At 62.7% G+C, this 14,251-nt stretch carries 14 protein-coding genes; 2 read left to right on the top strand and 12 right to left on the bottom strand.

The features are described 5' to 3' along the window. Positions 1-203 precede the first annotated feature (203 nt). The 10 genes from I41_RS08375 to I41_RS08330 form a co-directional block, all read right to left on the bottom strand. Positions 204-596 (bottom strand): DUF1844 domain-containing protein, encoded by a 393-nt coding sequence (locus tag I41_RS08375; protein ID WP_145432120.1) that lies wholly within the window; start codon positions 594-596, stop codon positions 204-206. 28 nt (positions 597-624) lie between these two features. Then, positions 625-2,289, bottom strand: coding sequence for a CTP synthase (locus I41_RS08370; protein ID WP_145432119.1), 1,665 nt, complete (start codon positions 2,287-2,289; stop codon positions 625-627). 121 nt (positions 2,290-2,410) lie between these two features. After that, positions 2,411-2,872, bottom strand: a complete 462-nt coding sequence (locus tag I41_RS08365; RefSeq protein ID WP_145432118.1) for a YraN family protein — start codon at positions 2,870-2,872, stop codon at positions 2,411-2,413. A 101-nt stretch (positions 2,873-2,973) separates the two neighbouring features. Beyond that, complete coding sequence (gene rplS, locus I41_RS08360; RefSeq protein ID WP_145432117.1) at positions 2,974-3,354, bottom strand: 50S ribosomal protein L19; 381 nt, start codon at positions 3,352-3,354, stop codon at positions 2,974-2,976. Positions 3,355-3,480: 126 nt separating this feature from the next. Then, the gene (gene trmD / locus I41_RS08355; protein WP_145432116.1) at positions 3,481-4,167 is read right to left on the bottom strand and encodes a tRNA (guanosine(37)-N1)-methyltransferase TrmD; all 687 of its coding nucleotides are present in this window, start codon (positions 4,165-4,167) and stop codon (positions 3,481-3,483) included. 32 nt (positions 4,168-4,199) lie between these two features. Next, positions 4,200-4,688 (bottom strand): 30S ribosomal protein S16, encoded by a 489-nt coding sequence (rpsP, locus tag I41_RS08350; RefSeq protein WP_246133837.1) that lies wholly within the window; start codon positions 4,686-4,688, stop codon positions 4,200-4,202. A gap of 237 nt (positions 4,689-4,925) precedes the next feature. Next, positions 4,926-6,413: a signal recognition particle protein gene (gene ffh / locus I41_RS08345; RefSeq protein ID WP_145432115.1), complete on the bottom strand. Its 1,488-nt coding sequence runs from the start codon at positions 6,411-6,413 to the stop codon at positions 4,926-4,928. A gap of 166 nt (positions 6,414-6,579) precedes the next feature. Next, the gene (locus I41_RS08340) at positions 6,580-7,515 is read right to left on the bottom strand and encodes an aminotransferase class IV (protein ID WP_145432114.1); all 936 of its coding nucleotides are present in this window, start codon (positions 7,513-7,515) and stop codon (positions 6,580-6,582) included. 275 nt (positions 7,516-7,790) lie between these two features. Then, positions 7,791-8,900, bottom strand: a complete 1,110-nt coding sequence (locus tag I41_RS08335; protein ID WP_145432113.1) for an alpha/beta hydrolase family protein — start codon at positions 8,898-8,900, stop codon at positions 7,791-7,793. A 274-nt stretch (positions 8,901-9,174) separates the two neighbouring features. Further along, positions 9,175-9,420, bottom strand: coding sequence for a hypothetical protein (locus I41_RS08330; RefSeq protein ID WP_145432112.1), 246 nt, complete (start codon positions 9,418-9,420; stop codon positions 9,175-9,177). Between I41_RS08330 and I41_RS08325 the strand changes: the two genes are divergently transcribed. Together I41_RS08325 and I41_RS08320 are read left to right on the top strand one after the other, a co-directional pair. Continuing rightward, the gene (locus I41_RS08325) at positions 9,419-9,628 is read left to right on the top strand and encodes a hypothetical protein (protein WP_145432111.1); all 210 of its coding nucleotides are present in this window, start codon (positions 9,419-9,421) and stop codon (positions 9,626-9,628) included. The genes I41_RS08330 and I41_RS08325 overlap by 2 nt on opposite strands. 301 nt (positions 9,629-9,929) lie before the next feature. After that, positions 9,930-11,192: a transglutaminase-like domain-containing protein gene (locus I41_RS08320; RefSeq protein ID WP_168206765.1), complete on the top strand. Its 1,263-nt coding sequence runs from the start codon at positions 9,930-9,932 to the stop codon at positions 11,190-11,192. A gap of 29 nt (positions 11,193-11,221) precedes the next feature. Here the strand turns inward: I41_RS08320 and I41_RS08315 are convergent, their stop codons facing one another. Beyond that, positions 11,222-11,767: a TlpA family protein disulfide reductase gene (locus tag I41_RS08315; protein WP_145432109.1), complete on the bottom strand. Its 546-nt coding sequence runs from the start codon at positions 11,765-11,767 to the stop codon at positions 11,222-11,224. A gap of 46 nt (positions 11,768-11,813) precedes the next feature. Further along, a complete protein-coding gene (locus I41_RS08310; RefSeq protein ID WP_145432108.1) occupies positions 11,814-13,787 on the bottom strand; it encodes a dockerin type I domain-containing protein in 1,974 nt (657 codons plus the stop codon). Between the last annotated feature and the right edge of the window lie 464 nt (positions 13,788-14,251).

Below are 14,251 nucleotides of genomic sequence, written 5' to 3'. Positions count from 1 at the left end.
GGCCGGCACGGTTAGCCTTTCACCACCCGTCCGTTGTCACCCGGTTCGGGATGCAAGTCTACCGGTAGGTTAATCGGCAAAGGGGACCCGCATCCCCTGCCGGCTGGGCGCGGCATTTTTCTCGTTGAAGTTGCGGCTCCGCCAATGATCGAACCCTCGACCGGCCGAGCTTGCACGATGTCCACTGGCAGAGCCGGTGACTTCTATTGCGCTCCCTGAGTGACGGCGATAAACGCCATGCGGAGCTGATGCAGGATGTCCTTAATCCCCTGCTCTTCCATCGCGTCGAGATTCCCCTTCGTCTTCTCGGAAATCACCTCGAGCATATCGATCGCAAACTTGGCGTGGCCAGGATCGGTCTCGATCTGCCCCGAACCAGGGTGCGGGAACTGCCCTAGGGCCACCATCGCTTCGGTGACGAACGTCGAGACGAGCAATTCGAACGACGCTTCGAGCATCGGTCCGTCCGCAGCATTAGCCTCCGCCGTGCCTGCGGCGTCCTCGTCGGCGGAGGGCCTCCGCGCCGCCGCTTCCTTTTCAGCGGCGACCTGCGACTTCCAGTCTTCGTCGATGATGATCTTTTTCTCGTCGCTCATCGCGATTCGCCTCCCACACTAACCGCCGTTAGGCTTCCTGGTGCGCCGAGCGAGCGACCGCCTTCTTCGCTTCTGCCCCGCCTAAGTGCTTTGCAGCATGATGGGTGATCGCGGCCTTGATGAACCCAGCAAAGAGGGGATGGGCGTCGGTCGGCTTTGACTTGAATTCGGGGTGGTATTGCACTGCCACGAACCAGCGGTGACCGGGCAATTCAATGATCTCAGCAAGGGAGCCATCCGGGCTCGTGCCGGCAATTCGCATCCCGTTAGCCACGAATTGCTGCCGATAAACGTTGTTCAACTCGTAACGGTGACGGTGCCGTTCCGAGACGACGTCCGAGCCATACGCCTGAGCGGAGTGGCTCTCTGGATCGAGCTTGGCTGGGTAGGCGCCAAGCCGCATCGTGCCACCTTTATCGGTGACCGTCTTCTGGTCGTCGAGCAGGCAAATAACGCCGTGGCGGGTCTCTTTGTCAAACTCGGTCGAGTGGGCGCCTTCAAGGCCGCAGACGTTGCGAGCGAACTCGATCACCGCGCACTGCATGCCAAGGCAGATGCCAAAGAAAGGAACCCCCTTTTCGCGAGCGTAGCGAATGGCGGCGATCTTGCCCTCGATGCCGCGCTCGCCAAATCCGCCGGGAACGAGAATGCCGTCGTAGCCAGCGAGCATCCGCTCAGGCCCTTCCGCCTCAAGCTCTTCACTCTTGATGCGGGCAATCCGCACCTGCGACGAGTTCGCCATGCCGGCGTGGTCGATCGACTCGTAGATCGATTTGTAGGCGTCGCGATGCTCGGCGTACTTGCCGACGACGGCGATGCTCACCTCGTGATCGGGATTGCGCAGCCGACGCAACAGTTCCCGCCAGTCGTCGATCACCGGTTCGGGCGTTTTGAGTCCGAGCTGCTTGCAAATGAGTCCGTCGAGCTTGTTCTCAACGAGACTGATCGGCACCTCGTAGATCGAGAAATCCTTATCACGCTCTTCGATCACTGCATCGATGGAAATATTGCAGAAGAGCGCGATTTTCTCGCGGTCTTCGCGGCTGATTGGTTGTTCCGTGCGGCATATCAAGATGTCTGGCTGAATGCCGATTTCGCGAAGTTGGCCGACCGAGTGCTGCGTCGGCTTCGTCTTCAACTCGCGGGCCGCTTTGAGGTAAGGCACCAGCGTCAGGTGGATGTAGAGGCAATTCGACTTACCGACGTCGAGGGCGAACTGCCGGATCGCCTCCAGGAACGGCAGGCTCTCGATGTCGCCCACCGTGCCGCCGATCTCCGTGATCACGACGTCGACGTCGCCTTCGCCCAGTCGCTGAATTACCGATTTGATCTCGTTGGTGATATGCGGAATCACCTGCACGGTCTTGCCCAGGAACTCGCCCGCGCGTTCCTTGTTGATGACGGACAGGTAGATTTGACCCGTTGTGTAGTTCGAGTCGCGCGTCAGCGGCGAGTTGGTGAACCGTTCGTAGTGCCCCAGATCGAGGTCGGTCTCGCTGCCGTCGTCGAGGACGTAGACCTCGCCGTGCTGATAGGGGCTCATTGTCCCCGGATCGACGTTGATGTACGGATCGAGCTTCTGCATCCGCACCTTGAGACCCCGCCGCTCGAGCAGCATGCCGATCGACGCGCTGGTGAGCCCCTTTCCCAGAGAACTGACGACGCCGCCGGTGACGAAAATGTGCTTGGTCATACGCTCGGGCCTTCCATGAAGGTGGGAGGGGGGTCGCTCGCGGGGCGCCAGCCTGGCTGCCGCGAACCAATGCATTCTAGCCAGCGGAGCGCGACGCGCGCAGCCCCGCGAATGCGGCCGACTACCGGAAGAACTGGCCCGTTCCCTCAGCCGGGAACGCGTTGACGTGATGCGTGATTGTCGGCCGACTGGCGTCGACTGGCCAGACGACTTCGACGATATCTAAGCGACCCGCACAGCATTGCAGCAGGCCGTGCGATTTTAGGAACGCATTAGCGGCGCGGGGCATTCGCTGGCGTCGCAGCGAGTCGACGGCAATCGCTGGCCGAACAGCGCTCGCGCTCCGCCGCGTTTTTACTTCAACGAAGACGACAGTTCGGCCATCAACGGCGCTAATGTCGATCTCACCGTAACGCATTCGGCGTCGCGTGACGACGATGCGGTAACCCTGGCGGCGCAGACAGCGGGCCGCGACGACTTCGCCCCGCTCGCCAAAGGAGAGGGGACGCCAGCGATCGGCGATCCACTGTTTGAACGACACGGGCGGCAGGCCTCGGCCAAGCGATGCGAGGCGCTCGCGCATTACGAAGGACGATTCCCAACTGGCGGCGCGCACCACGCCAGCGGGCCGGGGGTCACCGTCCCAACCTACTTGCCAACCACCATCCTGCAACCGGCAATTGGCTACTTGGAGTCGGTGCCGGCCTGTTCGCTGCGGCGTTCACGGAGGCGAGCCGACTTGCCCGAGCGATTTCGCATGTAGTAGAGCTTTGCCCGGCGAACGACCGCGCTCCGCTTCACGTCGATCTTCGCGATGCGGGGCGAGTGGAGCGGAAATTTCCGCTCGACGCCCTCGCCGGCGACGATGCGCCGGACGGTGAACATCTCCTTCGAGCCCGAACCGCTGCGAGCGATCACGATGCCGGAGAAGACCTGGATCCGCTCCTTTTCGCCTTCGAGGATCTTCGTATGCACGTCGACGGTGTCGCCGATCTCAAACTTCTGGATCTCTTCGGCCGGCTTGAGGCTCGACTTCTCGACGCTGGCGAGGATTTGCTGGCTCATCTTGGCAATCCGTAATGAAAAATTCGCTTGGGATTAACCACAGAGAACACAGACGGCACAGAGAACCATGCGTACAGCCGGTTCTTTTCTCTGTGCTCTCTGTGATCTCCGTGGTGAAAGTATTCTTTATTCGTTCAGCAGGTCGGGACGCTGCTTTTTCGTCCGTTCCAGACTACTCTCTTCGCGCCATTTGGCGATTCTTTGGTGGTCGCCTGAAAGCAATACTTCCGGCACTTCCAACCCTCGAAACTCGCGCGGGCGCGTGTATTGAGCGAATTCCAACAGCCGATTGCCGGTCGAAAACGAATCGTACCGGCCGCTGTCTTCGTCGCCCAACACCCCTGGAACCAGTCGAATGACCGCGTCGATCACCACCATCGCGGCGACTTCGCCGCCGTTGATAATGAAATCGCCGATCGAGACTTCCTCTGGCTCCAAAATGTCGACCACGCGCTGGTCGAACCCCTCGTAGCGGCCGCACATCAGGAGCAGCCGCGGATGGGTCGCCAACTCTTCGACCAGCCGTTGGTTGAGCGGCCGGCCCTGCGGGGTGAGCATCACAACTCGCCCCGGCGTCTTGTCCTGCTGTTGCACCGCTTCGACCGCCTCGACTGCGGGCCCTGGCATGATCACCATGCCAGGCCCTCCCCCGAAGGGCCGATCGTCGACCGAATGATGCTTATCCTGGGCCCAGTCGCGGATGTTGTGCAGCTTGACCGACACGATCGATTTGTCGATGGCGAGCTTCAGCAAACTCTGCGTCAGGTATCCCGAAAACATTTCCGGGAACAGCGTGAGGACGTCGAACCGCATGGTCGGACGGCTCCTTGGCTGTTCGCCGGCAATTAACCTTCAGCCGAAGGAGCCGCGGCCTCTTCAGCAGCGGGCGCCTCGGCAGCGGCTTCTTCAGCGGCCTTCGCAGCGGCAGCTTCCTCGGCTGCCTTTGCCGCGGCGGCTTCGGCGGCAGCCTTGGCAGCGGCCTCTTCGGCCAACTTCTTCAGCGACGGAGCCGCTGGGCCAGCGTCGGGGACGACCTTCGGGCCCTTCAGCTTCGCGATGGCCTTTTCCTGCTGTTCAAGATGCGAGCCATTGGGGCCGTACTTCTTGATCAGGATCGCGACCTTCTCGCTCGGCTGGGCGCCGACGCTCAGCCAGTGGGCGACGCGCTCCTTGTTGAACAACGCCCGCGCGTCGGTATCAGGAACCGAAGGGTCGTAGGTACCGAGCTCTTCCAGCACGCGACCATCGCGCGGGGCGCGCTTGTCGGTCGCACAAATACGAAAGAAGGCGCGATGGGCGCGGCCCATCTTCTTCATGCGGATGCATACCGCCACGATCAATCTCCTAAATGCGTTACGCGAAACGCCGTGGCATTTCGCAAGTGCCCGCCCAGGCATAGCTTAGGGGCCAGACGGGAATCCAGTATCTTGCCAGAAACAGGGGGTTGCTGGCAAGTGGGGTCCCGCGAAGGTTTTTAGACGGGGCCACCGTATCCTGTCACCCCGAGGTACTCCGAGGGGTCCGCCCAGATTCCTCGCTCCGCTCGGAATGACCGGCAAAGCCCCCGTGGACTACTTCCCCCCTTTGCCATCCCGCCGCCGCTTGCGCAGCTCTTTTTCCCGCTGTTTCTTCAGTTTTGCCTTTTCCTGCGGCGAAAGGCGCTTGCCCGAGCTTTGCTTTTGCCTCGTCAGTTGCCCCGCCGGATTCGACATGGCGCCAGTCTGCAGCTCGCGGACCATCTTCATCCGGTCCTTCACCCCTTTGCCGGCCATGGCGGTCATCACCTGCGACATGGCGCTGAACTGCTTCACCAGTTCGTTCACCTCATGCGGCTCGACCCCTGCCCCGGAGGCAATGCGGCGGCGGCGGTTCTGATCGATGACTTTTGTCGGGTTTCGCTTTTCGTCGGCCGTCATCGAATCGACGATCCCCAGCATCCGCTTCATCCCCTGCTCGGCGTCGACGTCGTCGAGATGCTTCATCAGCGAGCCCATGCCCGGGATCATCCCCATCACTTTTTGCAGCGGGCCGAGCCGGCTGATCTGGCCCATCTGCTTACGAAAGTCGTCGAGCGTGAACTCCCCCTTCTTGAGCCGCTCTTCCTGTGCGAGCATTTCATCCTGGTCGAACTCGCGCTGCGCCTTTTCGACCAGCGTGAGGATGTCGCCCTGGCCGAGAATACGTCCCGCCATCCGGTCGGGGTGAAATTCTTCGAGCGCGTCGAGGTGCTCGCCGACGCCGATAAACTTGATCGGCACGCCCGTGACGTGCTTGACCGACAGGGCCGCGCCGCCGCGGGCGTCGCCGTCGAGCTTCGTGAGGATGACGCCGTCAAGCTCCAGGGCGTCGTTGAACGCCTTAGCGCTGTTGACGGCATCCTGGCCGGTCATGCTATCGATCACCAGCAGCACCTGGTCGGGCATCGCCTGGCGGTCGACGCGCTTGAGCTCCTCCATGAGGGCTTCGTCGACGTGGAGCCGGCCGGCCGTATCGAGAATCAGCACGTCGGCGCCGATCTTCTTCGCGTGGGCCTGTGCCGCTTTCGTCACGGCGACCGGGTCTTTCTGCGTGCGATCGGAAAAGACCGGCACGTCGAGTTGCTCGCCGATGATGTGAAGCTGGTCGATAGCCGCCGGCCGCTGCAAGTCGCACGCTACCATGAGCGGCGAACGCCCCGCGGCCTTCAGCAATCGGCCCAGCTTGCCGCTGGTGGTCGTCTTGCCCGAGCCCTGCAAGCCGCACATCATCAGGACAGTGAGCTCATTCTTCCCCTTCAAATGGAGCGAATGATCGACCGGCCCCATGAAATCGATGAGCGCCTGATAAACGACGCCAACGACCTGCTGACTGGGATTGAGCGACTTGAGAACCGCCTCGCCGACCGACTCGTCGGTGATCCGCTTCATGAAATCGCGGACCACCGGAAAGCTGACGTCGGCTTCCAGCAGCGAACGTTCGACGAGCTTCAAGCCGTCGCGCATGTTCGATTCGGAAAGCTTCCCTTGCCCGCGAAGGGTTTTGAAGGCGCCGGATAAACCGTCTTGAAGGGCTTCGAACATAGCGTCAAACGTGCGTTAGATAATCGTTGCGAACGGGCGACAGACCCGTAATTCTAGCGGAATGGGTACTGCTGATATAGGCGAGGGCGACCCGCAGCGTATTGGAAGCTTTAGCGGGTCGGGAGCAGACCCTCGGCAGGGCATCTAGAACGTCAGCGACCCGAGACTACCTGACAGCGAACTGGCGGGCTTGGGAGGCGATATCGACGCCCACCTTCTTACTCCAAGCATCCAGGAGTTGGCGATAGACCGGTCCGGGAAAGCCGCCCCCGACCGCTTTCCCGTCCACCCGCACAATCGGCTGGAGGCAAATAGAGGTGCTTGTGATGAACAGTTCATCGGCGGCGGCGAACTCTTGCGGGGTCAGGTCGGCTTCGATGTGCGCGATTTTCCCGGTATCAGCGAGTTCGAAGAGGACTTGTTGGCTGATGCCGGGCAAGACCCCGCCGATGCGCGGCGTCACGATGCCGCGATCGGCATAGTAGGCGACGACGTTCGCCGTCGATGCTTCGCCGACGAAGCCTTGTTGATCGAGCAGCACGGCTCGCGCACCGGGCTGACGGCGGGCCGCTTCCTGATCGGCCAGGTAGTAATGCATCCGGCTGCGGCACTTCAGTTCCGGCGGCCAACAGTTGGCGGGCGTTTGGCGAACGTCGGTGATCACCACCTCGACGCCCGTCTCGAACTTGTCGGCCCAACCAGCGAACGGCAGCGCCCCGCCATGGACGCCGATGCGAGGTTGCGTCGCCGTAGGCAAATCGCCGGGCGTCACGAAGACCGCGATATACCAATCGTCGCCGGGAGCCATCAGTTCGGCGTTCACGTCCGGAAACGCGACAACGGCCTCGCGCACTTCAGCGACGATTGTCGCGGCGTTCCAGCCGACGATCTCCAGCGAGCGCTGGAGCCGCTTGAGGTGCTCATCCACGCGAAAGGGGCGGCCGGCGAAGGTGCGGAGGCGTTCCACCACCGTCACGCCGAGGCCGAAGCCGACGTCGCTGAGGGGGATGTGAGCGTCCTGCAGCGGCATCCACGCGCCGCAGAAATAAGCTTGGCTGAGGTTCATCGCCCAATTATGGCGGCGGGGAAGTGATTTGGCCACGCCGGCATCAGCCCCGGAGGGGCGAAAGAATGTAGCCAGGGGTGCGAGCCCCTGGTTCAGATCGTCTTAAATTGCGCAGCCCCGGAGGGACGACACTAATCGTATGAGGTGACGAGTGTCGCCCCTCCGGCCCTTCTATCACTGTGCGAAACGCAAACCAGGGGCTGACGCCCCCTCGCGACAACATATTGCCCCTCGCGGGGCTAATAGGACACTGCCAGCGCATTCGAATGGGGGCCACTGGCAGGATGCCAGCGGCGCCCAAAAGAAATTTCCTAAGGCCGCGCGGCGAGTTCCGTTTCGGTCTCACGCTGCTCTTCGTGCAAGCGTGCCGGAAATTGTGCCACCTGTTCGAGCACCCGCGTCACGCGGTTCGACGAGGCGAGATACTCTTCAATCGCATGATGGCGGCCCACGGCCCCGGTGACGTCGACGGAGCGGACGCGGCCGGCAAACTGGCCCAGGCCGCGAGGTCCGCCATAGCCAAGCGGTCGGGCGCCGCTTTCCATGGCCAAGTGGTAGAACCGCATCGCCGGGTCGAGGTGGTTGTTCACGAGCAAGAGTTCGTCGATCTGTTCGAGAGCTCGCCCGTGATAGCCGCCGGGTCGAATCCAATTAGCGTCGAGGGCGGCGGCGACGAAGGCCGCGCGGACCGGCGGACGCTGGGGATGGACTCGCTCGTTCAACTCGAGCGAGCCGAGCCGTCCCCCGGCGAGCAGATGGAGAGCGCCGCTCGCGACGCGGGCGCCGTAGCTGTAGCCGATGACGGCGATCGGGGTCTCGGACGGGAGTTGGTCGATCGCCCAAGCCAATTGCCACCCGACTTGCTTGGTGCGGGCGGCCTTCACCTGGTAGTCGCGCACTTGGCCGCGGATTTGCGACGAGGGCCAAGACCAGATGATAAAGCGGATCGGCCCATCGTCTTGGCGGCGGTTGGCCAACGATCGGTACATCGCGAGGCCGTGCGATTTTGAGTAACCGCAATCGACCCGGTTGCCGTGGATGTAGATGATCGTAGGCGTCGGCTTGGCGAGTTCCGCAGCGAGTTGTTCCCAACTCAACGACTCCCAACCGAATGCGCCGCCGAGGCCGGCATACGCTTCGCACACTAGCCCCGAGCACATGGCGTCGCTTTCACAGCGCGTGCCGATGGCGCGAGTATTGAGCAAGAAGATTTGATCCTGGTCTTCCTCATGATGATAACGCAGCGACCCGGCCGCCAAGCGCGTCGATTGCGACGCCGACGCCGTTAGAATTCCGCCGCTCGAATGGAGGGCGTGCGGGTGGTTCGATGCGAAGACGGAATTCCCGGCGGCGCATGCCAAGGGCATGGCCATGGCAAACGGCAGGGCGCCGCATCTCAGCATGTCAATTGCTCGTTCCATCATGACCGTCTAGCGCAGACTTCGTCCAATCTGCACGGCTGGCGCATCAAGTGAGACCAACGACTCCTTTGGGCCAGTGCGCACTCGCGACCCGCATAAGCGTAGCATTTTTTCTGCGCGCGGGCGGAAGCTATGAGGTCGAAAAAAAACTCGCGTTGCGTTTGCACATCATTCCGCATGTTGTAGAGTTGCCGGACCCTCCGTTTTGCCCTCCTGAAGCAAAACACCCCTCCCCCCTTCTACGCCTTCGCTACAGTGCGCTGGCAGCGGAGTATCAAGTCATGAGGAAATTGACGATTCTGATGGCGCTGGCGAGCACGCTCGCCGCGAGCAGCGGATGCTCGAGCTGCATCGGCCGCTGCAGAAACCTGTTCCACAAAGGCTCACCTTGCGGCACGGCAATGGCCGCCCCCGCGGTCCTCGGCGCGCCACTCGCGATGGGAACCCCGATGGCGCAGCCAATGATGGGCGCGCCGATGATGGCGGGCCCCATGTGCGTCCCGCAGGCGCCGATGTGCATGCCTGTTGACCCGTGCGCCGACCCCTGTGCTGATCCCTGTGCCGACCCGTGCGCCAATGGCATGGTGACCATGGGCTACGGCGGCGGATACCCCGCGGCCGGCCCGGCATGCGATTGTGCCGGCGGCGGCGCGGTCATGAGCGCCCCGTCGACCGTCATGCCGCCTGGGACTGTCATGCCGACCCCGATGGGCGATCAGGCCAATTGAACGGCCTTCCCGCCTGTCTGAAGATCTAACGAAACTGGAGCCGCTCGGCCTGCGCCATCCTGAACGCAGCCGGGCGGCTCCGGACTTTGCTTTTTTTGCCCTATTGCGTCGCTGCTACTCAATTAGCGGCTCGCAGACCGTTTCGCCGACAAGCCCAATTGTTACTCACGCGAACGATTTGGGCAGCCGCCTTACTAGATCGCGCAACCCGTCCACTCGTCTCCACCGGCAAATTCGCCGGTTCGTCCTGTTTGGGCTATGCTGAACTAGGTCCCATCCAGACGCTCCCGGAATGCTTGCCGTGTCCCGCCTTCGTCGCTCCGCCGGCGCTTTCAGTGCCGTTTGCTGTTTCGCCGTGATCGCGTTTGCGCTGCCCGTCGCTGGGGCCGACGAACCGCTCAAGGAGACGCCGGCTCCCGTCGACGTTATTAAGCCCGACGACGCCGAATCGAAGCAGCTGCCCGCGACGAACGCCGCGGCCGTGCAGCCGACTTACGGCGACCCTGTGACGACGCGCATGCGCATCGGCGGACGAGTCGAAGCCAAGGGAGGCGAAGTCCAAGACATCTTCATGATGGTTGCCGTACCGCTCGACTGCCCCGAACAGAAGGTCCAGGTGGTCGACGAGGATTTCTCGACCGATCTGGGGACGGTCGCGTTTCGGACGCTGCCCGAAGTGAAGTTGGCGGAGCCTGGGGCGAAGCAGATGCTCATCTCCATTCCGCGACTGCCCTCCCGACAGACCGCGGGGGCCGTCGCGACGTACGAGGTCGTCACCAGTCGCGTCTTCGCTCCGAAAGAGACGGCGCCGCTCCGCATCCCCAAGAAGCTGGCCCGCGACATCAAGACGTTTGTGTCAACGAGCCCCTTCATCAACGTCGGCGACCGGAAGATTCGCGACGCCGTGGAGGAAGCACTCCAGTTGCGTGTGACCAGCGACGAGACGCGGAAGGCCTCTGCAGCGGTTGTCGCCAACCGTATTGGCGTCGCCCCCGCAGCGACGCCGGAGGAGGCGTCAAAGACAGAGGAACAAGCCAATTCAAAGACCGCTGAGGCCGCGAAGCCCAAAAAGGCGGAGAAACGCGATCCGCAAGCTGCCGCCGAACTCGCGGCGAAGATTGAGAAGTTGACCGATTGGGAGCGAGTGGAAGCACTGTACGACTTCGTGCGGGCAAGGGTGAAGTACCTTGACGGGGCCGAAGACATGCCCGCGATCGAGGCCCTCAAGAACGGCCAGGCGGACTGCTATGGGCTCTCCGCTCTGTTCGTCGCCATGTGCCGCACGATGAAGGTTCCCGCTCGCATGGTGTGGGTCGACAACCATCAGTACGCCGAGTTTTATCTCGAGGACGAAACCGGCAAAGGTTACTGGTACCCGGCCCAACTCGCGGGGACGCGGGCCTTCGGCGAGATGCCGACCCCGATGGTCATCTTTCAGAAGGGGGACAACTTCCGGGTTCCCGAACGCCGCCGTGAACGACTCCGCTACGCGACGGATCATACGACGCTGCAGGCCTCGTCAAAGCACAAGCCGCGCGTGGTTTACGTTCGCGAACCGCTGTAGTCCGTCACGCGCTGCGGGGAATGAAGCTTCTAACCAGCCTCGGCGAGCGCCGCATCGAGCGCCGCCTCCAGGCCCGGCTCCCCTGCCCCGACCGACGACCAGCGCAGCTTGCCGTCGCGGCCGAACACCAGCACCGTCGGGATTCCTTCGATCGGCAACGCATCGAAAAATTCCATCGCTCCCCACCCGACCGGCCATGTAAACTCTGGCCGCTTGGCCAAGAATTCCTCGATCACGGGAACGTCTCGCTTCGATTCGCTCGTCAAGCCGACGAACGCCACCCCCAAGGGACGGTACTGCTCGACGACCTTGGCGAGCCGCGGAATTTCCTCACGGCACGGTCCGCACCAAGTCGCCCAGAGGTCGACGACGACGATTTTGTCCACAGGATTGAACGTTTCGCCCGGCGGAAGGTTCAACCAGCCGCCGACGCTCAGTGGCGGCATCAGCGTGCCGACCTTCAGTTCGCTCTCGCCGCCGCGCGGAGAAGTGAGCAGCACGAGCGCACCGCCGACGACCGCCGCCACGAGCAGGATCACGCCGAAGTAGTCGCCGAGTTTTGCACGGTTTGCCATGCGCTAACTATAGCAACGCGACCCGGCCGCCGTCTGCCGCCGATCGCTAGCTCCGGCGGCGACGGGCCGCCAGCGGCAAGCCGAAAGCGGCCAGCGCCAGCAGCACCGAGCTTGGTTCCGGCACGGCGGCCACCGCTGGGGAGGCAATCGGAGGCCCGCCGAACTGCTGTTGAATCAAGAGCAAATCGGCGCCGTCAATGACGCCGTCGCCATTGGCGTCGCCCTGGGCCTGCGTGGCCGCCGGCGGGGGATTCGAGCCGACGCCGAAGTTCGTCTGCCAGATCGCCAAGTCGTTCGCGTCGACGATGTTGTCGCCATTGAAGTCGGCGCCCATCCCGGGCGGCGCGACTGCTCCAAAGGTGACGAACACGCTATCGTTCACGTAGCTAACGTCCCAGAGCAACCCAGGATTGCCGGTCAAGACTTCCAGCGAGAAGGTGCCCGCCAGCGCGTCGCTGCGCAGGATTTCAAACGAGTCGCCGGTGCGCGGAGCGTAGTTGGGCGCCAGCGACAATTCGAGCGTGCCGCCGATGTTCGCGTTGCCGGTGACCCAGAGCTGACTGTAGTCGTCGCCGAGTTCCATCTCCAGGATGCTGGAACTGCTCAGGGTAATGTCGCCGAGGATGGTCGACGTGTCGTTCGCCACCACGGCCAGGGCCGCGTTGTTGGTGAAGACGGTCGACTCGACGAGCGTGTTGTCGAATGTCAGCCGACCGTTGTTGACCAGCCCGGCGGGGCCGAGGAAGCGGAAGATCGCGTCCTTGCCGTAGATGTCGCCGTTGGGACTGGTGTTGGTAACGTTGCCTTTGAACTCCATTTCGCCGCCGACCGACTCGATGTTGTCATTGTTCGTCACGACGCCGTTGAACAGCGTGATCTCGCGAACATTGGCAATAGAGGCCGCGTTACGAATGTCGCCATTGTTGATGACCGCGCCGTTGACGGTGCCGGTGCCGCGGATCACGCCTTCCGAGGTGATCTTCGGGGTAAGGAGCGTACCGCCGATGAGGTTGATGAAGCCGCGCTCGCCGATGGTGATGTCGATGTCGGCCCGCATGATGCCGAGATCCTGGACGTAAACCTGCGTCTCGGCATTGGTGTTCGCCGCCGAAACGACGATCGACTCCTCAGCCCAAAGGAGCGAGTTCGGCCCCGAGACAATGGCCTTCGAGTAGACTGCGGGAATTGTCGTCGAAGTCGTGTTTAGCTCGCCGAGGATGATATCCTCCTCCGCATGGATCATGCCGCCCGCCAGGGCTTGAATCTCGCCACGTCCCTCTTGGCCCACGACGATCGACTTGGTCACCGCCCAGCGCGAACCTGTCCCGGTGACCGTCACGGCGCCCGTGCCGATCGCGAGGGTTCCGCTGACGGTGCGCGACTCTTCGCCGAGGATGGCCTCGTTGAGCGTTTGCAGCCGGGCGCCGCCCGACACGTTGATCGAGCCAGTGCCGCGATGGCCGACAATCAGGTCGTAATTCTGCATCAGCGAACCGAGGCCGCTGATATTGACCCAGCCCTGCGAGCCGAGCAGTTCGCCAACGACGCCGTCGGGGTCGGTCGACGTGCCGTCGAGGTTGGTGCGGATCAACGCGCCGCCGCTAATTGTTAGAAAGCCCTGTCCGCTGGACCCAACGGTGAGAATTTCCTCAATCTGCCACTCCGATAGGAACCCCGCAACGACGACTTCGCCGATGCCGTCTTCATTGAACCCGATCGTGCCGTTCGTCGAGACGAGCGGGTCTGTAAACGCCGGAACGTCGATCGTCATCCGCCCGAAGGTGTAGAACGGATCCGCCGACAACCCCGTCCCGCCAATGACGATGTCGCCCGCGACGATGCCGCCGTCGATGGGGAGCGGACCGATGACGCCGGCGACGGAGAAATCACCTTCGCCGACGACGTCGGCCCGCAGTTCAGGCGGCGTCAGCAGCAGCAGCAGCAGCGTCGCGGCAAACGCCCATGGCAGAATTGTCGTTCGGTGTCGCGAGATCGTTGGCCGCAGGTCGTGGTTGCTCATGGTCGTCGTTGCCTCTTCAAGTGGTCGCCGCACGGGGCGGTCGGCGCCCAGCTGCGCCGGCGCCGCGGTCCTCGTTCCGTATGGTCTATGATCGTTGGAAAATGGGAAAACTGCCAGCGGATTGTTGGGTCGGCCCGGCCTGAAGGCGGGGGTGCTCAATCGGCGTGAGTTGCGTGATTGCCGTCAATTGGGGATCTGTTTTGTCCGAACGCGAAAGTTGATTCTTGGTGACCTAACTGACCGGTTTTGGTCCGCCTGCGCCGCGCGCCACGCAAAAAGTGCCGGAAATTGGGCCTCTTTTTCGCTGGCCGGCGGGGTGGGGTTTTGTCACTTGGGGGCGGACGAAACTCGGGGAGGGGTCGGGGGAAACCCCGAGCTGATGCTCGGGGCTCGCATGGTGATTGTTTCAGAGTTGGTGGCCAATTGCTACACAAAAGTCGGCGGAATTGTGAACGGATGTATAT

Origin of the sequence: Lacipirellula limnantheis (assembly GCF_007746075.1) — a bacterium.
Taxonomy (GTDB): domain Bacteria; phylum Planctomycetota; class Planctomycetia; order Pirellulales; family Lacipirellulaceae; genus Lacipirellula; species Lacipirellula limnantheis.
This window is presented reverse-complemented; position numbering and strand designations above follow the sequence as displayed.